The sequence below is a fragment of the Nocardia altamirensis NBRC 108246 genome, assembly GCF_001612685.1.
GTDB classification, from domain to species: Bacteria; Actinomycetota; Actinomycetes; order Mycobacteriales; family Mycobacteriaceae; genus Nocardia; species Nocardia altamirensis.
Map to the genome: position 1 here is coordinate 70878 of NZ_BDAY01000046.1, position 25265 is coordinate 96142.

Annotated in this window: 11 protein-coding genes and 1 pseudogene; all 12 read left to right on the plus strand. The window is 68.7% G+C overall.

The genetic code is table 11. The features are described 5' to 3' along the window. Nucleotides 1–9 precede the first annotated feature (9 nt). On the plus strand, nucleotides 10–5559 hold the full coding sequence (locus tag NA11_RS23685) for a type I polyketide synthase (RefSeq protein ID WP_084655009.1): 5550 nt from the start codon (nucleotides 10–12) through the stop codon (nucleotides 5557–5559). A gap of 64 nt (nucleotides 5560–5623) precedes the next feature. After that, nucleotides 5624–12649, plus strand: a pseudogene (locus tag NA11_RS23690) (type I polyketide synthase); the annotation flags it as partial. A 67-nt stretch (nucleotides 12650–12716) separates the two neighbouring features. Beyond that, nucleotides 12717–14189 carry a cytochrome P450 gene (locus tag NA11_RS23695; protein WP_069164177.1) on the plus strand — a complete coding sequence of 491 codons (1473 nt, stop codon included), beginning with the start codon at nucleotides 12717–12719 and terminating at the stop codon, nucleotides 14187–14189. 28 nt (nucleotides 14190–14217) lie between these two features. Next, on the plus strand, nucleotides 14218–15255 hold the full coding sequence (locus NA11_RS23700) for a methyltransferase (protein WP_069164178.1): 1038 nt from the start codon (nucleotides 14218–14220) through the stop codon (nucleotides 15253–15255). 68 nt (nucleotides 15256–15323) lie between these two features. Next, nucleotides 15324–16262, plus strand: a complete 939-nt coding sequence (locus NA11_RS23705; protein ID WP_069164192.1) for an MBL fold metallo-hydrolase — start codon at nucleotides 15324–15326, stop codon at nucleotides 16260–16262. Continuing rightward, a complete protein-coding gene (locus NA11_RS23710; RefSeq protein WP_069164179.1) occupies nucleotides 16259–16858 on the plus strand; it encodes a carboxymuconolactone decarboxylase family protein in 600 nt (199 codons plus the stop codon). The genes NA11_RS23705 and NA11_RS23710 overlap by 4 nt, the downstream gene beginning before the upstream one ends. Nucleotides 16859–17101: 243 nt before the next feature. Continuing rightward, nucleotides 17102–17689 carry a DUF2867 domain-containing protein gene (locus NA11_RS23715; RefSeq protein ID WP_069164180.1) on the plus strand — a complete coding sequence of 196 codons (588 nt, stop codon included), beginning with the start codon at nucleotides 17102–17104 and terminating at the stop codon, nucleotides 17687–17689. A gap of 787 nt (nucleotides 17690–18476) precedes the next feature. Continuing rightward, on the plus strand, nucleotides 18477–19706 hold the full coding sequence (ccrA, locus tag NA11_RS23720) for a crotonyl-CoA carboxylase/reductase (RefSeq protein WP_174567718.1): 1230 nt from the start codon (nucleotides 18477–18479) through the stop codon (nucleotides 19704–19706). 68 nt (nucleotides 19707–19774) lie between these two features. After that, nucleotides 19775–20419, plus strand: a complete 645-nt coding sequence (locus tag NA11_RS23725) for a DUF2867 domain-containing protein (RefSeq protein WP_069164181.1) — start codon at nucleotides 19775–19777, stop codon at nucleotides 20417–20419. A gap of 248 nt (nucleotides 20420–20667) precedes the next feature. After that, nucleotides 20668–22131, plus strand: coding sequence for an MFS transporter (locus NA11_RS23730; RefSeq protein ID WP_069164182.1), 1464 nt, complete (start codon nucleotides 20668–20670; stop codon nucleotides 22129–22131). A gap of 120 nt (nucleotides 22132–22251) precedes the next feature. Next, on the plus strand, nucleotides 22252–23991 hold the full coding sequence (locus NA11_RS23735) for a CocE/NonD family hydrolase (protein ID WP_069164183.1): 1740 nt from the start codon (nucleotides 22252–22254) through the stop codon (nucleotides 23989–23991). 98 nt (nucleotides 23992–24089) lie between these two features. Next, nucleotides 24090–25262, plus strand: coding sequence for an acyl-CoA dehydrogenase family protein (locus tag NA11_RS23740; protein WP_069164184.1), 1173 nt, complete (start codon nucleotides 24090–24092; stop codon nucleotides 25260–25262). Nucleotides 25263–25265: the final 3 nt, after the last annotated feature.

Consider the following 25265-nt stretch of genomic DNA (forward strand, 5'->3'; position numbering starts at 1 on the left):
GAGATGAGCATGACCACCCCAGTCGAGGACCAGCAGGAGAAGCTGGTCCGCTACCTCAAGAAGATGGCGGTCGACCTCAACGATGCCCGAAGTCGGTTGCGCGAGGTCGAGGAACGCGCCACCGAGCCGCTGGCCGTGATCGGGATGAGCTGCCGCTACCCCGGCGCGAATTCCCCGGACGAGCTGTGGGATCTGGTGGCAAGTGGCCGCGACGCCATCTCGGGTTTTCCGGCCGACCGCGGCTGGGATCTGGACCGGCTCTACGACCCGGACCCGGATCAGCAGGGCACCTGCTACACCAGGGCAGGCGGCTTCGTCAGCGACGCAACGACGTTCGACGCCGACTTCTTCGGCATCAGTCCGCGCGAGGCCTTGTCGATGGACCCGCAGCAGCGGTTGCTGCTCGAGGCGGCGTGGGAGGCGTTCGAGGACGCCCGGATCGACCCGACCTCGTTGCGCGGCAGCGATACCGGCGTCTTCTGCGGCGTAGGCCCTTCGGACTACGCACCGATGCCCGCGGGCACGGTGCCGCAGATCGAGGGCCTGCGGCTCACCGGCGGTACGACAAGCGTGGTGTCCGGCCGTATTTCGTACACCCTCGGCCTGGAGGGGCCTTCGGTGTCGGTGGACACCGCGTGCTCGTCGTCGCTGGTTGCGCTGCATCTGGCGGCGCGGGCACTGCGGGTGGGGGAGTGCTCGCTGGCACTGGTCGGCGGTGTGACCGTGCTGGCCGGTCCGACGCTGTTCGTCGACTTCAGTCGGCAACGCGGGCTCTCGCCCGACGGCCGCTGCCGGTCCTACGCGTCCGCCGCCGACGGCACCGGATTCGCGGACGGCGCGGGTCTGCTTGTGCTGGAACGGCTTTCCGATGCCGAACGCAACGGGCATCGGGTGCTGGCCGTCGTGCGCGGCAGCGCGGTGAACCAGGACGGCGCCAGCAACGGGCTCACCGCCCCGAACGGTCCCTCGCAAGAGCGCGTGATTCGCGCCGCGTTGGCGAACGCCGGGCTGACCACGGCCGATGTCGGTGCGGTCGAAGGTCACGGCACCGGAACCAAACTCGGTGACCCGATCGAGGCGCACGCACTGCTGGCCACCTACGGCCGGGAGCGTTCCGGTGATCCGCTGTGGCTCGGCTCGATCAAGTCGAACATCGGGCACACGTCGACCGCGGCCGGTGTGGCGGGCGTCATCAAGATGGTGCAGGCGCTGCGGCACGAGCTGTTGCCGGCGACTCTGCACGTGGATACGCCGTCGCCGCACGTGGATTGGGATTCCGGCGCCGTCGCCCTGTTGACCGAGGCGCGCGAGTGGCGGACCAACGGGCATCCCCGGCGGGCAGGCATCTCGTCGTTCGGTGTCAGCGGCACCAATACGCACGTGATCATCGAAGAGGCACCGGCACCAGTCGCGTCGGCACCTGTCGCAATCACCGTTACCGGTGGCACTGCGCGCGGTCCGGTTCCGGTGCTGGTGTCGGCACGGACTCCGGCGGCTCTACGTGCGCAGGCAGAACGGTTGCGCACCTACACCATTGCGCACCCCGAGCTGTCGCTCGCCGATGTCGGCTACTCGTCGGCGGTGAGCCGGGCTCGGCTGGAGCACGGCGCGGCGGTGATCGCGGGTGACCACACTGAACTCGTCGCCGGTTTGACCGCGCTGGTCGAGGCGGAGCCTGCCGAGCATGTGGTCGAAGGGCGGCGATCGGGCGAGGCGAAGCCGGTGTTCGTGTTCCCGGGACAGGGCGCGCAGTGGGTCGGCATGGCCGTCGAGCTGCTCGACACCACACCGGTTTTCGCGGAGCGGCTGCGTGAGTGCGGGAATGCGCTCGCGGAATTCACCGATTGGGATCTAGAGGACGTGCTGCGGGAAAAGCCGGGTGCGCCGACCCTCGAGCGTGTCGACGTAGTCCAGCCCGCGCTGTGGGCGGTGATGGTGTCGCTGGCGGCACTGTGGCGCTCTTACGGTGTGGAACCGGTTGCGGTGGTCGGACATTCGCAAGGCGAGATAGCCGCCGCAGTGGTGGCGGGAGGGCTGTCACTCGCCGACGGCGCACGAGTGGCGGCGCTGCGGTCCCGCGCGATCGCACAGCATCTGGCCGGTCTCGGCGGCATGATGTCGGTGTCCGCACCGGTGCAGTGGGTGACCGAACTGCTCGCACCCTATGACGGACGCGCCTCGTTGGCCGCCGTGAACGGTCCTGCCGCGGTGGTGGTTTCGGGAGCGCCGGACGCCTTGGACGACCTGTTCGCGGTGTGTGAAGGACAGGGCATCCGCGCAAGGCGCGTCGCAGTGGATTACGCCTCGCACTCGGTGCAGGTCGAGACCATCGAGGCAGAGCTCGCCGAGCTGCTCGCCGACGTGACACCGCAATCCGGGTCGATTCCGTTCTACTCGACGGTCACCGGCGGGTTCGTCGACACCGAGATCTTGGACGGCGGCTACTGGTACCGGAACCTGCGTGGCCAGGTGGGCTTCGAGCCTGCGGTTCGGGCCCTGCTCGACCAGGGCGCCGGTTGCTTCGTCGAGGTCTCGCCACATCCGGTGCTCACGATCGCGGTCGAGGAGACGATTGCTGATCACACCACGAATCCCGTTGCAGCCCTCGGCTCCTTGCGGCGTGGCGAAGGTGGCCCCGCCCGCTTCGCCACTTCGCTGGCAGAGGCACACGTGCACGGCGTCGTCGTGGACTGGCCCGCCTACTATGCCGAGACCGGAGCCGAGCGGGTCTCGTTGCCCACCTATGCCTTCCAGCGGGAGCGCTTCTGGCTGACACAGAGTGCGGGCAGCGGTGACGCGGCCGCGGCCGGTCTCGGCCGGGTAGACCACCCGATTCTGGCCGCCGCGGTCAGCGTCGGTGACCGCGACGAATGGGTTTTCACCGGTCGGCTGACGCAGGACGCCCAGCCGTGGCTGCGTGACCATGTGGTGTTCGGTGTCGCCATCGCGCCAGGCGCTGCCCTGGTGGAACTGGTCCTGGCAGCGGGCGCCCAGGTCGACTGCCCGGTGCTGGACGAAATGGTGTTGCAGGCACCGCTGGTCCTCGACGGACCCGGCGCGATCCGGGTCCAGGTGGTGGTCGGCGCTGCCGACGACGACGGCCGCCGCGAGGTCGCGCTGTATTCCAGCCCGGAGCCGAACGCCGACGACGAACAGCCCGAACCCGTCTGCCATGCCAGGGGCTGGCTGACCACAGATACCGTGCAGCACAGCGTCATTCCGGCGCAGTGGCCGCCCGCCGACGCGGTGCCCGTTGCCGTCGAGGATCTGTACGCGCGGATGAGCGACGCGGGCCTGGACTACGGCCCGCTGTTCAAGGGCATCCGGGCCGCATGGCGGTCCGGCACCGAGATCTACACCGAGGTCGCGCTGCCCGACGACGCCGATGGCGCCGGATACGTGCTGCATCCGGGCCTGTTCGACGCCGCCTTGCAAGGCGGACTGGTGGACAAGGATCCGGGGTCCTCGGTCGAGATGCCGTTCTCCTGGTCCATGATTCGGCCCGGACAGCAGGGTGTGTCGGCGGCTCGCGCGCGGATCGTGCACAACGGCGCGTCCGGCTTGCAGGTCGACATCGTCGACGCCGCAGGGCTTCCGGTGCTGAGCGTGGGCGGGTTGATCTACCGGCAGGCGGACCCTGCGCAACTCGACCGCGCCCGTGGCGTCGGGCCTGATTCGCTCTACGGGCTCGACTGGGTCGGCATCCAGGCATCGGATGCCGCACCGCTCCAGCTGTCCTGGGTCGGCGCGATCGGCCCGCAGAACGCGCGGTTCGCCGATCTGACCGCGGTGGAGCGGGCGATGGCGGAGGGTACGGCCGCGCCGGACGCGGTGCTGATCCGCATCGAGCCGGTGGCCGATGCTGCCACGAATGGCATTGCCGCTGAGGGCAACCCGGCAGCCGCAGCGCGGGCAACGGCCACTCGCATGTTGGAGACGGTGCAACGCTGGCTGGCTAGCGAATGGCTGGGCGAGACCCGCCTGGTTGTAGTCACCCGCAACGCCGTCACTCCCGATGGCGCGGCGCCGGACCTTGCCGAAGCCACGGCCTGGGGCTTGGTGCGCAGCGTCCAGTCCGAGCACCCCGGCCGGATCGTGCTCGCGGACCTCGGCGGCGCCGACGACGGCACGGGTGTGCCGTGGGCCGGGCTGCTCGAGGTGGACGAGCCGCAATTCGCGGTGCGTGGCGACCAGGTGCTCGCGCCGCGGTTGGCGCGGGTCCCCGCCGTGGACGGCGCGGCAGCGCAGCCGCTCGACCCCGACGGCACCGTCCTGATCACCGGCGGCACTGCGGGATTGGGCCCGGTGCTCGCCAGGCACCTGACCCGCGGCCACGGCATTCGGCACTTGGTGCTGGCCAGCCGCCGCGGCCCCGACGCCGCGGGTGCGGGCGAGCTGGCCGCCGAGCTGACCGGGCTGGGGGCGAGCGTGCGGATCGTGGCGTGTGACGCCACCGACCGCGATCAGCTTGCCACCCTGCTGGCTTCTCTGGACCACCCGCTGACCGCGGTGGTGCATTCGGCGGGCGTGCTCGCCGACGGTGTCGTCGAGTCGCTGACCCCGGCGGACTTGGCGCGCGCCATGCGACCCAAGGTGGATGCCGCCTGGCATCTGCACGAACTGACCGCCGGGCAACCCCTGGCCGCGTTCGTCGTGTTCTCTTCGGGCGCAGCCTTGTTCGGCAATCCCGGACAGGCCACCTACACCGCAGCCAACGCCGGTCTCGACGCACTCGCCCAAATGCGCCGCGCCGCAGGGCTACCCGGCACGTCGCTGGCGTGGGGTCTGTGGGCGGAGGGGACCGGCATGGCGGGCCGACTCGACACCACGAACGTGGCCCGCATCGAGAACTCCGGCGTCGCCCTGCTCGCGGTCGAACGCGGACTCGAGCTGTTCGACCATGCCCTGCAACGGGATACGGCACTGCTCGCGCCGGTCCAGCTCGACCTGCCGCAGTTACGGGCGCAGGCGAGGACCGGGACGCTGCCCGCGCTGCTGCGCGGGTTGGTACGGACTCCAGAGCGGAATGCGGCGGCCGCCGGCGGGTCGCTGGCGCAGCGGCTGGCCGCAGTCGCCGAGGACCAGCGCGCGGCACTTGTCCTCGATCTGGTGCAGGCACAGGTCTCGGCGGTGCTCGGCCACGAGTCCGCGACCGCGATCGACCCCGATCGCCCGTTCAAGGACATGGGCTTCGATTCGCTGTCCTCGGTCGGGCTGCGCAATCGGCTCGGCCGCATCACGGGCCTGCGACTGCCGAGCACCTTCGTGTTCGACCATCCGACCGCGGCTGCGGTGACCAGCTACCTGCTCACGGCGATCGACCCGGCGGCCGCCGCGGGCGGCCCCGCCAAGGTAGATCCGGAACACCAGGCCATTCGCGCCGCTATCGCGGGCATTCCGATCGAACGCCTGCGCCGCAGCGGCCTGCTCGACACCCTGCTCGAACTGGCAGGCGGCGACGAGCCTTCGGCACCCGAACCCGGGTCGGGCGACGGTGACTCGATCGACGAGCTCGACGCCGCGGCCCTCATCCGGATGGCGCGAGGGGATCAGCAATGAGTCTCAACGACGGCACGTTTCGCGGCGCGCCAGGCAGAGAGGAAGTGGCGTGACCACCGAGGCGAACGAACTAGTCGAGGCACTACGCTCGGCCTTGAAGGACAACGATCGGCTGCGCAAGCAGAACCGGCAGATGCTGGCCAAGGCCAGCGAGCCGATCGCGGTGGTCGGCATGAGCTGCCGGTTCCCCGGCGGCGCCGCCTCGCCCGCGCAGCTGTGGGACCTGCTCGCCGATGGCCGCGACGCGATGGTGCCGCTGCCGGACAATCGCGGCTGGGACGTCGACGGGCTGTACAACCCTGATCCGGACCATCCAGGCACCACCTACGCGACGAAGGGTGGCTTCATCGACGATGTGGCCGACTTCGACGCCGACTTCTTCGGTATCGGCCCGCGCGAGGCGCTGGCGATGGACCCGCAGCAGCGGCTGATCCTGGAGGCGGCATGGGAGGCCTTCGAGGACGCCGCGATCGACCCCACCGCACTGCGCGGCAGCGACACCGGAATCTATTGCGGCGCCATCAGTTCGGACTACGGCCGGACCATGCCGCCGGAGCTGGCCGGCTATCGGCTCGGCGTGCTGACCAGCGTGCTGGCCGGCCGGATCTCCTATCTGCTCGGCTTGGAAGGCCCTGCGGTCACCGTCGACACCGCCTGCTCGTCGTCGCTGGTTGCTATGCACCTGGCCGCCCGCGCACTGCGCGCGGGGGAGTGCTCGCTGGCGTTGGCAGGCGGGGTGACCGTGCTGTCGAGCCCGATTCTGCTCACCGAGTTCAGCAGGCAGCGCGGCCTGGCCGCCGACGGCCGCTGTAAGTCCTATGCCGCGGCGGCGGACGGCACCGGATTCGCCGACGGCGCAGGCGTGGTTGTGCTGGAACGACTTTCCGATGCGCAACGCAACGGCCACCGGATCCTCGCGGTGCTGCGCGGTTCCGCGATCAACCAGGACGGCGCAAGCAACGGGCTGACGGCGCCGAGCGGCCCGGCGCAGGAGCGGGTGATCCGGGCGGCGCTGGCCGACGCCGGTCTGTCCGCCGCCGACGTCGACGCGGTCGAAGGACACGGCACCGGAACCCAATTGGGTGATCCGATCGAGGCGCACGCCCTGCTGGCCACCTATGGACGGGACCGGACCGGCGATCCGCTGTGGCTCGGCTCGATCAAATCCAACATCGGGCACACCTCCGCGGCCGCAGGCATCGCCGGTGTCATCAAAATGGTGCTGGCGATGCGGCATTCGACGTTGCCGCCGACTCTGCATGTGGACGCGCCTTCACCGCAGGTGGATTGGGCGTCGGGGACGGTGGCGCTGCTACGCGCGGCGCAGCCGTGGCCCGCGCACGAGCGGCCGCGGCGGGCCGCGGTGTCGTCGTTCGGGGTGAGCGGCACCAATGCGCACGTGATTCTGGAAGAAGCACCCGCCGCCGTGCCCGCCGCACCCACCGCCAGTCCGGTCGCCGCCGTACGGATGCCGGCGCCGGTACTGGTGTCCGCGCAAGGCGCGAGCGGGCTGCGGGCCCAGGCCGAACGGCTGCGCGACCTGGTCCAGGCCGATCCCGAACTCTCGCCGCTCGACCTCGGATTCTCGCTGACCACCTCGCGGGCGTTGCTGCCGCACCGCGCCATGGTGCTCGCGCCGGACCGGGACGCGCTGCTGTCCGGCCTGGCGGAGGTGGCCGCGGCGGCACCCGGCGTGCTGGAAGGCCGTGCGGTCGCAGGCAAGACGGCGGTGATGTTCACCGGGCAGGGTGCGCAGCGGGCCAGGATGGGCGCCGAATTGGCCGCCGCGTTACCGCGTTTCGATGCGGCCTTGGCGGAAGTCTGTGCGGTGGTTGATCCGTTGCTCGGCCGGTCGCTGCGGGAATTGCTCGCGGCCGAACCGGATTCGCCGGACGCGGCCCTGCTGAATGCGACCGAGTACACCCAGGTCGCGCTGTTCGCAGTCGAGGTCGCGCTGTTCCGGCTCGTCGAATCCTTCGGCGTGCGAGTCGATTACCTCATCGGCCATTCGGTGGGTGAGATCGCCGCCGCGCACGTCGCAGGCGTGCTTTCGCTTGCCGACGCCGCCGCCTTGGTGGTGGCGCGTGGCCGATTGATGGGCGCACTCCCCGCGGGCGGCGCCATGGTGGCGGTGCAGGCCGACGAGGCGGAGGTGCTCGCCTCGCTTGCCGGATTCGACGGGCGGTTGGCGATCGCCGCGGTGAATGCGCCACGCGCGGTGGTGGTTTCCGGCGACGCGGACGCCGCCGAGGACTGGTTGCCGCAGTGGTCGGGTCGCAAGACCGCACGGCTGCGGGTGAGTCATGCGTTCCATTCACCGCGCATGGAGCCGATGCTCGCCGAATTCGAGACGGTGACACGAGGTTTGACCTTCCAGCAACCGCGGATACCGATCGTGTCGAATGTGCGCGGCACGGTCGTCTCCGATGAGCTGACCGACCCGATGTACTGGGTCGGGCATGTGCGCGCGGCGGTCAGGTTCGGCGACGGCGTGCGCACGCTCTACCAGCACGGCGTGCGCCGGTTCCTCGAGCTCGGCCCCGACGCGGTGCTGACCGCCATGGCCAGGCAGACGCTCGACGAGCTGGAAGGCGACGAGCCGGAGGCGGTACTGATCGCGGCCGCGCGGGCCGAGCGCGACGAGGTCGCCACCTTCGCCGGATTCCTCGGCCAGGCCCGCATGGCCGGGCTCGGCATCGATTGGGCCGCTTGCTATGCGGGCACCGGCGCCACCCGCGTCGACCTGCCGACCTACGCGTTCCAACGCCGCCGGTTCTGGCTGGCGCCGGACACCACCGCGGCCGCGGCGCTGCCGGTGGACGACCCGGTGCTCACCGCCATCACCGCGGCGCCGACCGGCGTCGACACCGGCGCGCATCCGCTGGCCGCGGAACTGCTCGCCGCGGCGGAGGCCGACCGGCAACGCATCGCGCGCGAGTTCGTGCTCGACCAGGTCGCCGCGGTGCTCGGCCACGACGGCCATGCGGCGATCGAGGCGACCCGCGCGCTCAAGGACATCGGGCTCGACTCGATGAGCGCGGTCGAGTTGCGCAACCGCCTCAACCGCGGCACCGGTCTGCGGTTGACCAGCACCACCGCCTTCGACTACCCGACGCCCGCCGCATTGGCCCGGCTGATCGTCGAGCAGCTCACGGGCGCGGCGACCACCCGCAGGCAGACACGCAAACGCGCCGCCCCCGACGAGCCGCTGGCCATCATCGGGATGAGCTGCCGCTATCCGGGCGAGGTGCATTCGCCGGACGCGCTGTGGGATTTCGTCGCCGCGGGCGGTGACGGCATGACCGGCTTCCCCGACGACCGAGACTGGGACCTCGAACGGCTCTACCACCCCGACCCGGACAACCCGGGCACCACCTACGCCAAGCTCGGCGGTTTCGTCACCGGCGCAGGCGATTTCGACGCGGAGTTCTTCGGGATCAGCCCGCACGAGGCGCTGGCGATGGACCCGCAGCAGCGCTGGCTGCTCGAGGGCGCGTGGGAGGCACTCGAGCACGCGGGCATCGACCCGACCGCGCTGCACGGCAGCGACACGGGGGTCTACTGCGGCGCCGTCAACCCGGACTACGGCACGGTGATGCCCTCCGAGCTGGAGCGTTTCCACCTGACCGGCGTGATGTCGAGCGTGCTGTCCGGCCGGATCTCCTACCTGCTCGGCCTGGAAGGGCCCGCGCTGACCGTGGACACCGCGTGCTCGGCGTCGCTGGTCGCGCTGCATCTGGCGGCGCAGGCGCTGCGGGCGGGGGAGTGCTCCCTTGCCCTGGCCGGCGGCGTGACGGTGATGTCGACCCCGGTCGCCCTGAGCGATACCGCCCGGCTGCGCGGCCTGTCCGAGGACGGCCGGTGCAAGGCCTTCGCCGCCGCCGCGGACGGCACCTCGTTCGCCGACGGCATGGGACTGCTTGTGCTGGAACGACTGTCGGACGCGCGGCGGAACGGCCACCGGGTACTCGCGGTGCTGCGCGGCAGCGCGGTGAACCAGGACGGCGCCACCAACGGACTGACCGCACCGAACGGTCCCTCGCAGGAGCGGGTGATCAGGGCCGCGCTGGACGCGGCCGGACTGCGGGCCGCCGACGTGGACGTGGTCGAGGCGCACGGCACCGGCACCCGGCTCGGCGATCCGATCGAGGCACACGCCCTGCTGGCCACCTACGGCCAGGAGCGGGAGCGTGGTCCGCTCTGGCTGGGTTCGATCAAATCGAATATCGGGCATGCCGGTCCGGCCGCCGGTGTCGCAGGCGTGATCAAGATGGTGCAGGCGATGCGGCACGAAGTGCTGCCGCGCACGCTGCACGTGGACGAGCCGTCGCCGCACATCGACTGGGACGCAGGCGAAGTCGAGCTCCTCACCGAGGAGCAGCCGTGGAAGACCAATGGCCACCCGCGCAGGGCCGCGGTGTCCGGCTTCGGCATGAGCGGCACGAACGCGCACGTCATCCTGGAGGAGGCGCCAGCACCGTATCCCGTGCCCGAGGTCACCGGGCGGAAGCTGCCTGCGGTGCCCGTGCTGATCTCGGCGCGCACCCCGGCCGCTTTGCAGGCGCAGGCTGATCGGCTGCGCGGCTACCTGCTTGCGCATCCCGGTCTCGATCCGGTCGATGTCGGCTTCGCGTCCGCGACGACCAGGGCGGCACTGTCGCGGCGGGCCGCCGTCGTTGCCAGGGATCGGGATGAATTGATCAGCGGCTTGGCCGCTTTGGCCACCGCCGAACCGGCCGAGCACACCATCGACGGCAAGGCGGTGCCGGGCAAGACGGTGTTCGTGTTCCCTGGCCACGGTTCGCAATGGACCGAGATGGCGGTGCGACTGCTCGATACCGCGCCGGCATTCGCCGCTGAAATCGCCGCCTGTGCACGGGCATTCGAACCCCACGTGGACTGGCGACTCGAAGAAGTGCTGCGCAGCGCGCCAGGGGCGCCGTCGATGGACGTGGTCGACGGGGTGATCCCGGTGAACGTGCTACAGCCGGTGGTGTTCGCGGTGATGGTCTCGCTGGCGGCGCTGTGGCGGGCACACGGCGTGGAACCCGATGCGGTGGTTGGTCATTCGCAAGGTGAAGTGGCCGCCGCCTATGTCTCCGGCGCCCTGTCGCTCGAAGACGCCGCGCTGATCGTAGTGATGCGCAACAGGATCGCGCACGACCTGCTGCCCAACGACGCGGGCCTGCTATGGATCGGGGCGTCGGTGGCAGCGGCCGAAGAGCGGATCGCGCCGCGCGGCGCCGCGGTCGCCGTCGCGGTGGTGAACAGTCCGACCTCACTCGTTGTCGCCGGCGACACCAGCGTTTTGGTGCAGCTACAGGCCGAGTGCGAGCGCGACGGCGTCCGCACCCGCGCCCTCGGTTCCGCCTTCGCCTCGCACACCAGCGCGGTAGAAGTGCTCGAGACCGAGCTGCTCGCGTCGCTGACCTCGGTGGCGCCGCGCGCGAACCGGGTGCCGTTCTACTCGACGGCACTCGACACCTACGTCGACGGCACGGATCTCGGCGCACCGTACTGGTATGCCAACCTGCGGCAGCGGGTCGGCTTCGAACCGGCGGTGCGCGCGTTGATCGACGACGGCGCAACGTGTTTCGTTGAGGTCTCGCCGCATCCGGTATTGACGACGGCCATCGAGCAGACCGCGCACGCGCACGGCGCCGAGGGCCGGATCGCGACGGTCGGGACGCTGCGCCGCGAGGAGGGTGGCCTGGATCGGTTCGCACTAGCGCTGGCGAGCGCGCACACGGTCGGCGTCCCGGTGGACTGGCCCGGCTTCTACGCCGAGACCGGGGCGGTTGACGTTCCGTTGCCGACCTACGCGTTCCAGCGGCGGCGGTATTGGCTGCCGCCGGTGACGTCGGGATCCGGCGCCGGACAGGCAATCCTGGCCGCGGCCTTGCCGACGGCGGCCGACGCCGCCGAAGACGGCTCGCTGGTGCGCAGGCTCGCTGCGGTGCCCGAGGAGGAGCGAGAGACGGTGCTACAGGACGTGATTCGCGCCCAGGTGGCCGCCGTGCTCGGCCACGAGTCCGCCGATTCGGTGGAACTCGACCTGGAATTCCGGGAGATGGGCTTCACCTCGGTGAGCGCGGTCGCGCTACGCAACCGGCTGCAGCGGGTGACCGGTGTGTCACTGCCGCCGACCGTCGTCTTCGACCACCCGGACACCCTCGGCATCGCCCGCTGGCTCGCGGGGCAGTTGAGCGACCACGTGGCGGTGGCGGAGCCCGACGAGGTCGGCGAAGCTGCCGAGCAGATCGACACTGCACCAAGAGAATTCGCGCCTGCGAATGATCGAGGCACGATCACCGCATTGATCAGGCATGCCCACCGGGCCGGCGACATCGAACGAGCACTGCCCTGGTTGCTCGAGGCGTCCCGATTCCTGCCGTCGTTCACCGAGCCCATGGCCGACGGCACGGAGATTGTTCGCCTTGCCAAAGGCGATGCGACACAGCCTGCCGTGGTGTGCGTGCCCTCGTTCGTGGTCGGCTCCGGGCCGCACTTGTTCCTGAGCCTCGCCGCTGAGCTGTCCGGCCGAGACGTCTTCGCCTGCTCACTGCCCGGATTCCGGGACGGCGAGGCGATGCCCGCGTCCTGGGACGTCGCGATCGCCGTGCTCGCGGACGCGATCAGGACAGCCGTCGGCGACGGCGATTTCGTCCTCGTCGGCTATTCGATCGGCGGCGCCATCGCGCACGCGCTGGCCGCCGAGTTCGAGCGGACCGGCCGGGCCGCAACGGGTTTGGTGCTGGTCGACACACCGGCACCGCGATTCGTCGTCGAGGAGGGTGCCGGCGTCTTCGGGGCGACCGTGACCATGCTGCTCGACGGCAACCGCGACCTCGCCTTCGACGACTCCGGCTGGCTGGCGATGGGCACCTACCTACGGTTGCTTGCCCAGTTCGGCGAGCCCGAGCTCGACACTCCGCAGCTGTATCTGCGGGCGAGCGTGCCCTCCGGCGCGAGCAGGCCGTGGCCCGAATGGGAGCTCGGCGGCGACCGAATCGACGTGGACGCCGACCATTTCGGCCTGATCAACGACCCCGCGAGCGCCGGAGTGATCGAAAAGTGGATCCAGCGGTGACCGCTCGGGCTCTCACTACCATGACCCGGCCCCGCGAGGTGCCCGGCCTGCACACAGAGGAGATGAGATGAACCATCCGGACCCGACCGACAGCGCGACCGCCGCGCATGGCGCAGGCAGCCCGACCGACGTCGCGGCCGCGGCCCGCGCGGCAGGCTGTCCTGTCCACCAGGCCGCGCCCGCGCAGACGGTGATCCCGTCGTCGGCGGTGCTCGGTCCGACGGACAGCCATCGCAAGCAGCTGTGGCGGTTCATGACGCGGCGCACCGAGTTCCTGAACGAGTGCAGGGAGCGGTACGGCACCCGGTTCCTGCTGCACATCAAGCCGGGGTTGCAGTTCTTCGTGCTCTCCGATCCGGACGACGTGCGCGCCGTCTACCAGGCGCCGCGCACGAGCCTGCACTGCGGCAATTCCAATGGCGCACTGGAGAAGTACTTCGGCAACACCGGCATCGCGTACCTCGACGAGGGCGAGCACCTGGCGCGTCGCCGTGCCCTCACACGCAGCTTCAAAGGCGCGGCGTTCAAGCGCATCCAGGATGCGGTGGAGGAGATCACGATCCAGGCCGTCGCGGAGTGGCCGCGGGACGAGGTCATCGAGATGCACGACCTGGTGCACCGCTGGGCCATGAATGTGATCCGCGAAGTGGTGTTCGGCAAAGTCGTCCCGTCCAACTGGGACCGGCTGCTCGACGCACTGATGGCCCTGGTCGAGTTCAACACCTACAAGACGGCGATGCTGCAGATCGACAACTGGTCGCCCGCCACGAAGTTGTTCATGAAGTTGATGCCTGGCACCGGTGTCAAGGACTTCTGGAAGCGCCGCCCGGTAGTCGATGCGCTGCTGGCCGAGGCGGTGGCCGAGCGCCTGCGGATCGGCGAGCTCGGCGACGACATGCTGTCGGTGATGCTGGCGATCACGCGCGAGGACGGCACGCAGCTGTCCGGCGTCGAGTTGCGCGACGAGATGATGACCATGTTCATCGCTGGCACCGTGACGACTGTCTCTGCGGTCTGCTGGTCGCTGGAGTACCTCACCAGGGACCCCGAGGTGCTCGGCAAGCTCCGCGCCGAGCTCGACGCGGGCGAGTCCGAGGAGTACCTCACCGCCGTCGTGCACGAGGTGCTCCGGATCAATCCGCCGCTGCCGATGAACCTGGCGCGGCAGGTGGTCGAGCCGATCGAGATCGGCGGTGTCCGGTACGAACGCGGCCAGTTGCTGGTGCCGAGCGCGGAGCTGTTGAACAACGACCCGGTCCGGTACCCCGAGCCCGAGCAGTTCCGGCCTGAGCGTTTCCTCGGCTCGGCGCCAGGCACCTTTTCCTGGATCCCGTTCGGCGGCGGCCACACTCGGTGCATGGGCGACCGGATCGCCGTCCACGAGATCAAGGTCATGCTGCGCGAGGTGCTGACGCATTGCGAACTCGGCCGCGCCGACCGCGAGCCGAGCACGGCCAAGCCGCGCGGTCCGGTGATCGTGCCGAGCAACGGCCCACACCTGACGTTGCGCCGCCGGGCCGCGGTGCCGGTGCACAGCTGATCATCCTCACCTGAGATTGGGAAGTTCCATGACTGAACCGAAACACAAGCAGCGACTGTTCGAATTGGTCTTCGGGCACCTGGCCGCGCAGACCGTCTCCACCGCGGTGCGCCTGCGGCTGGCCGACACCCTCGGCGACACCGAGCAGAGCGGCGCGGCGCTGGCCGCGGCGCTCGGCACGAACCCCGCGGCGACCACCCAGTTCTGCCGCGCGCTTGCCGCGCACGGCATCCTCACCCAGACCGCGGCCGGGCACTTCCGGCTGACCGAGACCGGGGCTTTGCTCCGCACCGATCGCACCGATTCGCTGGATTCCTTCGCTCGGGTGTTCACCGATCCGGCGATCGTCGGCGCGTGGCGTGAGCTCGATACCGCCGTTCGCACCGGAAAGGGCGTGTTCGACCAGGTTTTCGGGAAGTCCTTCTTCGAATATGTTGCGGGCGACGAGAACCTGTCGACCGCCTTTCCTGCCGCGTTGCAGCAGAGCGCAACACAGACCGCGCAGACGCTGCCGTTCCACTATGATTTCGCCGCTTACGGCACCGTGGCCGATATCGGCGGCGGCCGCGGCACCGTGCTCGCCGCCATTCTGGCCGCCCATCCCGGCGTGCGCGGAGTGCTGTTCGACAACGCCGGGGCGGTCGCCGAGGCAGGGGCGAACTTCGCCGCCGCAGGCGTGGCCGACCGTTGCACGGTGACCGCGGGCGACATCGGCGGTGAGGTGCCTGCGGGCGCCGACCTCTACCTGCTCAAGAACGTCCTGCACTACGCCGACGACGATCGTGCGGTCGCGGTGCTCGACACGATCCGGCGGGCGATCCCCGCGCACGGCCGTCTGCTCATCGTGGATCCAGCGCTGCCGGAAACCGTCGACGGCTCCATCCCGGACACCATGTACCTCAGCGATCTGCACATGCGGGTGCTCGGCGGTGGCCAGGGTCGTACCCGTGCCGAATTCGAGAATCTCTGCACCCGCGCGGGTTTCACCGTCTCCACGGTCAGCTTGCTGCCCGCTCCGGTGGCCTTCTCGCTGATCGAGGCAGTGCCCGGAGCCGGCGACAGCTGACCTCGACGCGCGTGTATCCGCTGGCCGGGCCGCGCGATCTTGTCTTCTGTCCGAAAGAAGGAGTCTTCATGTCCATTCCGTACACGACCGATCTGCATCAGATCGCTCCCGACACCTATGCCTATCTCCAAGGCAACCCCGCCACCGGCTACAGCAACGCAGGCCTGGTGCTGTCGGGCGACGAGGCGCTGCTCGTCGATACGCTGTACACCCTCGGCCAGACCAGGCAGATGCTCGACACCATCGCAAAGGCCTTGCCCGCGGCGGACATTCGCTTCGTGGTGAACACGCACAGCGACGGCGACCACTGGTGGGGCAATCAGCTCGTCGGCGACGCCACGATCATCTCCTCGACGGTCGCGGCGCGGGAGATGCGCCACCACGGCACCGAGATCCTGGCCCCGGTGCTGTCCGAGGGCGCCGATCCCCGGCTGCGCGCGATCCTTTCGCCCTTCGACTTCTCCGGCATCACCCCTACCTACCCGACCATCGCGTTCAACGGCGAACTCGAGCTCACCGTCGGCACCAGGACCGTGCGCCTGCTCGAGGTCGGTCCCGCGCACTCCGTCGGTGACGTGCTCATTCACGTGCCCGACGCGAAGGTCCTGTACGCGGGCGACATCATGGTCTTCGGCGGGCACGGCGTCGTGCACACCGGACCGATCGACAACTTCATCCACGCCTGCGACGTGATCCTCGGGCTCGACGTCGACACGGTCGTGCCAGGCCACGGCCCGGTCGGCGGCAAGGCCGAGGTCGCGCGCTGCCGCGACTACCTCGAGCGGGTGCGCGACCACGCCACCGCCACCCACAAGGAGGGCAAGACCGCCCTGGAGTCCGCCAGGGAGTTCGATTTCAGCGAGTTCGCCGATTTCTACGGCGCCGAGCGGGTCATCCTCAACATCGGCGCCGTCTACCGTGAGATCAACGCCGACGGCACCCCTGGCCCCGGCCAGCTGCTGCACCAGATGGTCGATCTCGCCGACGAAGTGAAGGCCGGATCATGAGCACACCGAATGCCACCGCGCGTCTCACCCTTGCGCCCGCGGAGGAGATCCGGCCACTCGTCGGCCTGCCCGCCGACAAGCCCAACGACCCCAACGGGCCGCTCGCGCACCTCGTCGGCGCGCCTGTGCCGAATGTCTTGGCCGCCATCGGAAATCATCCCGGCCTGCTCACCGCGCTGAACCCGTTCCTCACCGCACTCGGCACCGGGCTGCTCGCGCTGCGTGACCGCGAACTGGCGGTGCTGCGCATCGGGTATCTGCTGCGCTCGGACTACGAGTGGGCCCATCACGTGGCGATCGGCACCAAGGCCGGTCTCACCGCGGACGAGATCGCCAGGGTCCCAGCGGGTCCGGACGCACCGGGCTGGTCGGCGTCCGACGCCGCGCTGTTGCGCGCGGTCGACGAGCTGCGCGGTCCGGCTGCGCGGGTGTCGGATTCGACCTGGCAGCAGCTCGCGGCCGACTACGACGCGCCGCGACTGGTCGAGCTGCTGGCGTTGATCGGCACCTACACGATGCTCGCCTATGTGCTCAATTCCTGCGACGTGCCCATCGAGGACTGGTTCGCGAACCCGCCGGCCTTGCCCGAGGCCTGAATTCCCACTCGTTGCCGAACCGGGACGCTGCACGCCAGCGCCCCGGTCGGCTTTTTTTGCTGTGTGGCACGGCAAATATTGCCGAACAGCGCGTGCTGGCGATGGGCGCGCCAAGATCACGATAATATCGGCACGGCTTTCCATGTGCCGGTAAATCTATACGGCTGAACAGAACTCGACTGTGCACTCGGTCGAGTCGAGCTCGATCCCTTGGTACCCAACTCGACAGAGAGAAGGCATGCAGTGCGGATCCCGGATACGGAGTTCACCTCCCGGCCGTGGCGTATTCACGAATTCATCGACGGTTTCGTGCTCGAAGACGTGTGGGCCATGCCGATATCCGGTGGTCCGGACGACCTTTCGACTGTGGTGGCGTATGCGACCTCGGACAAGAACACGTCGTTGAGCTCCAATGTCGTTGTCCGCGAACTATTCGCGCTGCGCTGGCGGCTCGGCAAGCTCCTCGGCTGGGACAGCGAGCGGCAGCAGGTCGGCAAGCGGGCGGTGTCGCTGCGTGACGGATTACCCGAGGACCTGCTCGCCGTGCGCGGGCCGGACATGGTGACGACACCGTTCAAATCGGTGTACCTCACCCACGACGAATGGGCGGCCGAGTTCTCCGCGTCCATGGGCCACATCGTGATGCACCACGGGTGGGTGAAAAAGGACGACGGCACGTACTACTCCCAAATGACGGCGCTGGTGAAGCCGTACGGATTCTTCGGAAAGCTGTACATGGCCGCCATCAACCCAATTCGCCGCCTCGTCGTATACCCGTTGCAAGCCAAGGCAATCCGCCGCGAATTCCCGCAACTCCACCCCCAGCCCTGACCCTGACCCAGCCGAATCCCCACCCTTCTGAATTGGTCAATTGATCACGGGGTACTGGTGCAGGCATCGCCCGAGAACCCACCTGCACCAGTACCCCCTCGGCAGAAACCACCCCTTCCAATCCCACATGCCGAGATCCCCCGACCCCTTTCGATGCCTCCGATCTTGAAACCCCTGCGGCTGAGAGTCTTTGATCTTGAATCTCTGTCTTTGATCTCGAAAGCTCTCGAAACGAGAGCACAGCCAAGTAACCCGGCTGGGACGAGCGAACGCGTGCCTGACAGCGGGAGGTCCGCCGGGTACGGCAGACGACGCAACCACGCTATCCGGTGCAAACCCTAGGTTGCCGTACTCGTCAGGAGACCGTGGAGCCGAAGGAGCTTTGCCTTCGCCGGGCCCAAAGCGGCACGGCCACAGCCCAACCCGGCTGACCTTCCGCTGTCAGGTGCGTATTCGTTCGTTCCAGCCGGGTTCCTTGGCTGTGGTCCGGTCCAAAGACCTTTCCGGGGAAGTGATCTTGGGAAGTTGAGCGGAGAGAAATGGTGCGTGTCGTGTGGCGTGTTGCAACCATAAGACTCCGCTCAACTCGGGTCTGCAACCATTTCTCTCCGCTCAACGGGTCAACAACCATTTCTCTCCCGTCAACGAGGCTCGGCGGGCACTTCTCTGCCGTCGATCCATGGCGTAGCAGGCGTTTCGGTTCTCACGCGCGTGGCGCGTGATGTCGACATGTTGCTGTATCTGCCGGTCCTGCGGGTTGCTCCTCATTTCTGTGAAGGAGATACCAATGACCACAGATCATTTCGAACTCGATGAGCTGCCCCCGCTCGGTGAGTTGCCTGCCAGGATGTACGCGTCGGTGGTCAGGCCGGAGCGCTACGGGGAGCCGGAGCAGGCCTTCGCGGTCGAGCTGGTGGATGTGCCGCCGGTCGGGCGCGGCCAAGTCCTGGTGTACATGATGGCCGCGGGCATCAACTACAACAACGTCTGGGCCGCGCTCGGCTATCCGGTCGATGTGGTCGGTATGCGCCAAAAGGGCGGGGAGCCCGAGAACTTCCACATCGGCGGCTCCGAGGGATCCGGCATCGTCTGGGCCGTCGGCGACGGCGTCACCTCGGTCGCCGTCGGCGACGAGGTGATGATCTCCAGCATGGTCTGGGACGAGAACACGGCGGATATCCGAATGGGCGTCGATCCGACCGCGTCCACCTCGGGGAAGGCGTGGGGTTACGAGACGAACTACGGTTCCTTCGCCCAGTTCGGCCTCGTTCGCGACTTCCAGTGCCACCCCAAGCCCGCCACCATGTCCTGGGAGGACGCGGCGGCGTTCCTGCTCACCGGTCCGACCGCATACCGCCAGCTGTGCGGGTGGGAGCCGCATACCGTCAATCCCGGTGACCCCGTGCTGATCTGGGGTGGCGCGGGCGGGCTCGGGTCGATGGCGATCCAGATCGCCCGGCTGCGCGGCGGCATCCCGATCGCCGTCGTCTCCGATGACGACCGCGGCAAGCGCTGCGTCGAAATGGGCGCGAAGGGCTACATCAACCGCACCGAGTTCGAGCACTGGGGCAGGCTGCCCGACGCCACCGACACAACAGCGATGGCCGAGTGGATGCAGGGTGCGCGCGCCTTCGGCCGCAAGTTCTGGGAGGTGCTCGGCGAGCGCAGGGCGCCGCGGATCGTGCTGGAGCACACCGGCCAGAACACGATTCCGACCTCGATGTATCTGTGTGACGCCGCGGGCATGGTCGTCATCTGCGGCGGCACCTCCGGCTACAACGCCGACGTCGATCTGCGCTTCCTGTGGATGCGCCAGAAGCGACTGCAGGGCTCGCATTACGCGAACCTGCAGCAGTGTCGCCAGGTCATCAGCATGGCCGCGGCGGGCCAGCTCGATCCGTGCCTATCCTGGGTGGGTGACCTCGCCGGGGTCGGCACCGCACATCAAATGCTCTACAAGAACACGCATCCGTTCGGCAACATGGCCGTGCGCGTCAACACGCCCCGCCAGATATAGCACCTGCCGACTCGGTGTCGCGGCTCGATCCCGGTCCTGGTTGTCCACTCCTAGGGGAAGGAAGTGATATGCGAGCGTTGCCGAGGGGGACCGACGCCTTGTTCTCTCAGAAGATTCCGAATACCGAGTTCACATCGCGGCCGTGGCGGATACACGAATTCATCGATGATTTCGTGCTCGAGGACGTATGGGAATTGCCGATCTCGGGCGGTCCCGACGACCTCGCCACCCTGGTGCGGTACTCGACCTCGGCCGAGAACACGACGATGAGCGCCAACGTCGTCACCAGGGAACTGTGGAACCTGCGCTGGCGATTGGGCGCGCTGCTCGGCTGGGACAGCGCGGACCAGCAGGTCGGCAAGCGGGTGGCGTCGCTGCGTGATCGACTGCCGGAGGACTTGCTGGCCGCAACGGGACCGGATATGCAGCAGGCGCCGTTCCGGACCGTGTATCTGACGCACGACGAATGGACCGCGGAATTCTCCGCCTCGATCGGGCACATCGTGATGCACCAGGGTTGGGTGCAGCGCGCCGACGGCAGCTACTACTCCCAGATGACCGCGCTGGTGAAGACGTACGGCGTCTTCGGGAAGCTGTACATGGCGAGTATCCGCCCGATTCGCTCGCTGGTCGTGTACCCGCTGATGTTCCGGACGATGCAGCGGCAGTGGCCGGAGATTCAACGGAAATGGGCGAAGCCGCAGGCACAATGAGGTAACGCCGATCGACACAGGAAGGCCGCAGGCACCATGCCTGCGGCCTTTCTCGTTGCGTACCAAGGTGATCCGGCCGCCGGCGTCACGTTCGTCGCGCCATCCCGCCGCGCTCGGGGGCGAACTGCCAAGTGACGGGTAACGATTCGATATCCCCGCTGGTTCCGTTGTATCCGCCGGCCGACGAGCGCGCTCTAACTCGTCGAACACCAATGCACGACCCACATCCCGGCCGAAGGTGAGGTTTCATGTCCGCAACGCGCGTAGCGTCCGACCGACGATGGTGGGCGCTGTCGGTTCTCTCGATAACTCAGTTGGTGGTAGTCCTCGACGCGACGATCGTCGCCATCGCGTTGCCCTACATGCAGAACGACCTCGGCATCAGCGACGCCGACAAGCAGTGGGTGCTCACCGCGTACACCTTGATCTTCGGCGGGTTGCTGCTGCTGGGCGGACGGCTGGCCGACTACCTCGGTCGCCGCCGGATTCTGCTGATCGGGCTGATCGGCTTCGCGGTGTCCTCGGCATTGGCGGGCTTGGCCGACACCGCCGCCTTGCTGTTCGCCGGCCGCGCACTGCAGGGCCTGTTCGGCGCGCTGCTGGCGCCCGCGGCGTTGTCGCTGGTGTCGCTGACCTTCACCGAGACGAAGGAGCGAGCCCGCGCGTTCGCCGTGTACGGCGCGGTGTCCGGTGCAGGCTCGGCGATCGGGCTGATCGGCGGCGGTGTGCTGACCGAATATGCGTCGTGGCGCTGGTGTCTGCTGGTGAACACGCCGATCGCGCTGGCCGCCGCGGCCGCCGCGGTGGTTGTCGTCATCAAGGACGTGCCAGCGAAACGCACGGGCGGCTACGACCTGCCCGGAGCGGTCTGCGTGACCGCAGCGCTGGTCGCCATCGTCTACGGCTGCAACCGCGCGGCCGAGGACGGCTGGACCGCGGCAAGCACCCTCACGCTGCTGGTCGGCGGTAGCGCACTGCTCGCGCTGTTCGTGTTCATCGAGGCTCGGGTCGCCAATCCGCTGCTGCCCCTGCGGATTCCGGGCGAAACCAACCGCGGCGGCGCGTTCCTGATCGCGCTGCTCGTCCCGATCGCGATCTTCGCGATGTTCCTGTTCCTCACCTACTACTTCCAGCAGACCCTCGGCTACTCGCCGCTGAAGGCCGGTTGCGCCTTCCTGCCGTTCCCGGCCGGCGTCCTGGTCGCCGCCGGTGTGGCGAGCAAGCTGCTGCCGCAGGTCGGGCCGCGGATCCTGCTGCTCGTCGGCACCCTGCTCGGTGCGGCAGGCCTGATCTTCCTGGCGCAGTTGGAGTTCGGCGACGGCTATGTGCAAGTGGTGCTGCCCGCCCAGATCATCTTCGCCCTCGGCGTCGCGCTGGTCTTCGTGGCGATGCAGCCGACGGCGCTGCACTCGATCGACGACAGTGATATCGGCGTGGCCAGTGGCTTGTTGAACGCGGTGCAGCAGGTCGGCGCCTCGATCGGCACCGCACTGCTCACCACGATCGCGGTGCAGGCGATGAAGGAGTACGCGACCAGTCACCCGCCGGAGCCGACGCTGCCCGCCAAGGCCGCGATCCACAGCTACACCGTCGGATTCTATTGGGGTGCAGGCTTTTGCGTGGCGGCAGCCATCGTGGTCGCCCTGACGATCCGGGTCAAGCCGAAGGATCTGGTGACCGAGCCCGAGCGGCTGGCGGCGGTCGTCGACTAGGGATGGCGTCGAGCAGTTCTCTCCGGTGATGCCCGTGGGTCGAGCCCACGGGCATCACTGCCATGAGTGCGCCGCACTGCGCGCACCACGTCGAGTTCGAAACAGGAAGGGCGGCAACGCATGTTGGTGGACCAGAATGTCGAGGTGCCGATGCGGGACGGAACTGTCCTGCGCGCGGACGTGTTTCGGCCCGAACCGGCAGCCGCCGGTGCGACGGACACCTGGCCGGTCATGCTGCTGCGGCTGCCCTACGACAAGGCCACCTTCACCACGCCGGGCTTCCCCTCCGAGGTCGAATTCTTCGTGCCACGCGGGTACATCTGCGTCGCGCAGGACGTCCGAGGGACCTTCGCCTCCGACGGCGACTTCTACCCGCTGCGCGACGAAAGCCATGACACGGTCGACTCCATCGCGTGGGCGGCGGCCCTCGCCGGATCCAACGGAAAGGTGGTGATGGCCGGGCAGTCCTACCTGGGCAGCGTCCAAATCCAGGGTGCTGCGGCCCGGCCGCCCGCGCTGGTCGGCATCAGCCCGGTCTCGCCACTGGTCGACTTGGCCGACAACGGGTTTCGGCGCGGCGGGGCGGTCGAGTCCGCCTTCTTCTTCGCCTGGTGCACCGCCATGGCGATCATGTCGGCCGGTCGATGCGGTCGTGCCGAGGAAGTCGCGACGCTGCTCGCGCTGCTCGCGGATTCCTCGGGCGATCCGTTCAATCCGTTTCCGCCGCTGTCCTGGTCGAACGCGCTGCACACCCCGTTCGAGGAGATCCTCACGCGCTACGACGCGGTCGCGCCATGGGTGCGGGATGGGCAAGCTGCGGCGCAGAGACCTGATGGGGGAGAGTATCTTTCGGCGCGCAAGCTGGTGCCGGAGATCGCCGTGCCCGCGCTGTACGTGACCAGCTGGTACGACATGCTGCTCGGCGGCGTGCTGAACGCCTACGCGGTTGGCGTCGCCGCTGGGGCCGCGCCACAGCATCTGATCGTCGGACCGTGGCAGCACGCGCACTACGGCGCACCCCAATCCACCGCAGGGGAACTGGATTTCGGGCAGGCCGCCGAGTTCGAGCTGTGGCCGCTGCTCGACAAGTTCTTCGCCCCGCTCGTCGGCAGGGAGGGTGGCGAGCCGATTCCTGGTGTGCAGTACTTCACCATGGGCCGCAACGAATGGCGTACGGCCGCGGTGTGGCCGCCCGAATCGACCACCGTTCGCTTCTACCTGCACTCGGCGGGCGGTGCCGTCAGCGGCGGGCCGACCGGCACCCTCGACACGATCCCGCCGGGGGACGAGCCCGCGGACGAGTGGACGCACGATCCTGCCCATCCGGTGCCGTCGATCGGCGGTCAGACCTGGGCGATTCCGAACGGTCCCCGGGATCAGGCCGCGTTGCTCGCGCGGGCCGACGTCCTTGCCTTCGACAGCGGCGTGCTGATGGACGATGTGGAGGTCACCGGCGCCGTGCACGCCACGGTCTGGTTGCGCACGGATGCCGCGGGCGCGGATGTCGTTGCGACCCTTGTCGATGTGTACCCGGACGGGCGCCGCTATCCGATCACCCACGGCATTCGCCGGCTCGGCACCGCGGCGGAACCGTTGCACGCCAATGAATCTGTGGAGTTCCCGGTCGACCTGTGGGCAACGAGCCACGTCTTCCTGGCAGGCCATCGGATCGCCGTGCACATCGCCGGGTCGGATTTCCCGCACTGGGACGTCAATCCGTCCGACGGTGCGCCGTGGGCGACCAGTGCCGCGCCGCAGCCCGGCCTGCATCGCCTGGTGCACGACGCAGCTCGGCCGTCGATGATCGCCTTGCCGATCGTCGGTGACCTGCCCGCGAACTTTTCCGGCAACGTGCGCTGAGGCTGTGCGGCACAACACGTCCCACACGCGGTGCGTATCTGGGCGTCGCCTCCGGTGATCGTGACTACGAGACATCCGTGAGTGAGGTGGCATAGGTGATGGAACACCAACAGTTGAGGCCCGAAGACACGAAAGCCGTTCGGCGGTATGTGAAAGAACAGCTGAGCGGTCAGCACGCTGCGCTGGACGCGCTCGCCGAGAAGCCCGCCGAACTGTACGAGCGGTTCCGGGAGACCGGACTGGCCAACTGGTGGCTGCCGACCGAACTCGGCGGTCGCGGCATCGGACTCGAAGACAGCGTCGGCATCGTCGACGACCTCGCCTACGGAGACGCGGGCGTCGCGTTCACGCTGTTCATCTCGATCCTCGGCACCAGCGTGGTACAGCTGTACGGGTCGCCGGAACTGCAGCGCGCCTACCTCGCGCCGATGGCGGCGGGCGGCACCTTCTGCGCCACCCTCGGCAGCGAACGCGAGGCGGGCAGCGAACTGGGCCGCATCGACACCGTCGCCGCCCGCGCGGGCGACGAGTTGGTGCTGACAGGGGAGAAGTTCTTCTCCACCAACACCGATTTCGCCGACTTCCTCGTCGTGATCGCCCGCTCCGCCGAGGATCCCGAGGACTTCCTCGCGGTGCTGGTGCCGCGCGGCACCCCGGGGGTCGAGGTGGTCAAGCGCTGGGACGTCATCGGTGTGCGTGCCTCGCACACCTATCAGGTGCGGCTGGACGGTGTGCGGGTGCCCGCCACTCACCGGCTGGCCGGATCGGGGCTGCGGCTGCTGGAGATCGGACTGAACGCGAGCCGAATCCTGATCGCCGCCACCGCGATCGGCATCTCGCGCCGCATCCGCGACCACCTGATGACCTACGCCAAGCAGAAGCCGCTGCGCGGCGCGACCCTGCTGGACAGCCCGGTGTTCGCGCAGCGGCTCGGCCAGATGGAGATGCAGATCGAGGTCATGCGCAGCCACTGCCTGCGGGCCGCCCGCGACTACGACCGGATCATGACCGGACCGGATCCGGCCGCGGTGTTCACCAAGCACGGCACGTTGAAGAACGCGCTCACCGCGAAACTGTTCTGCGGTCAAACCGGTTGGGACATCGCCAGTGTCGGCTCGACGCTGTTCGGCGGCCTCGGCTACACCAACGAGCTGCCGATCACCAAGCTGCTGCGTGACGTGCGGTACGTGTCGATCGTGGAGGGCGGCGACGAGGTGCTGCGGGACCTGGTCTTCGGCCGCTATGTCATTCCGGTGCCTCGGCGCGCGTGAGGC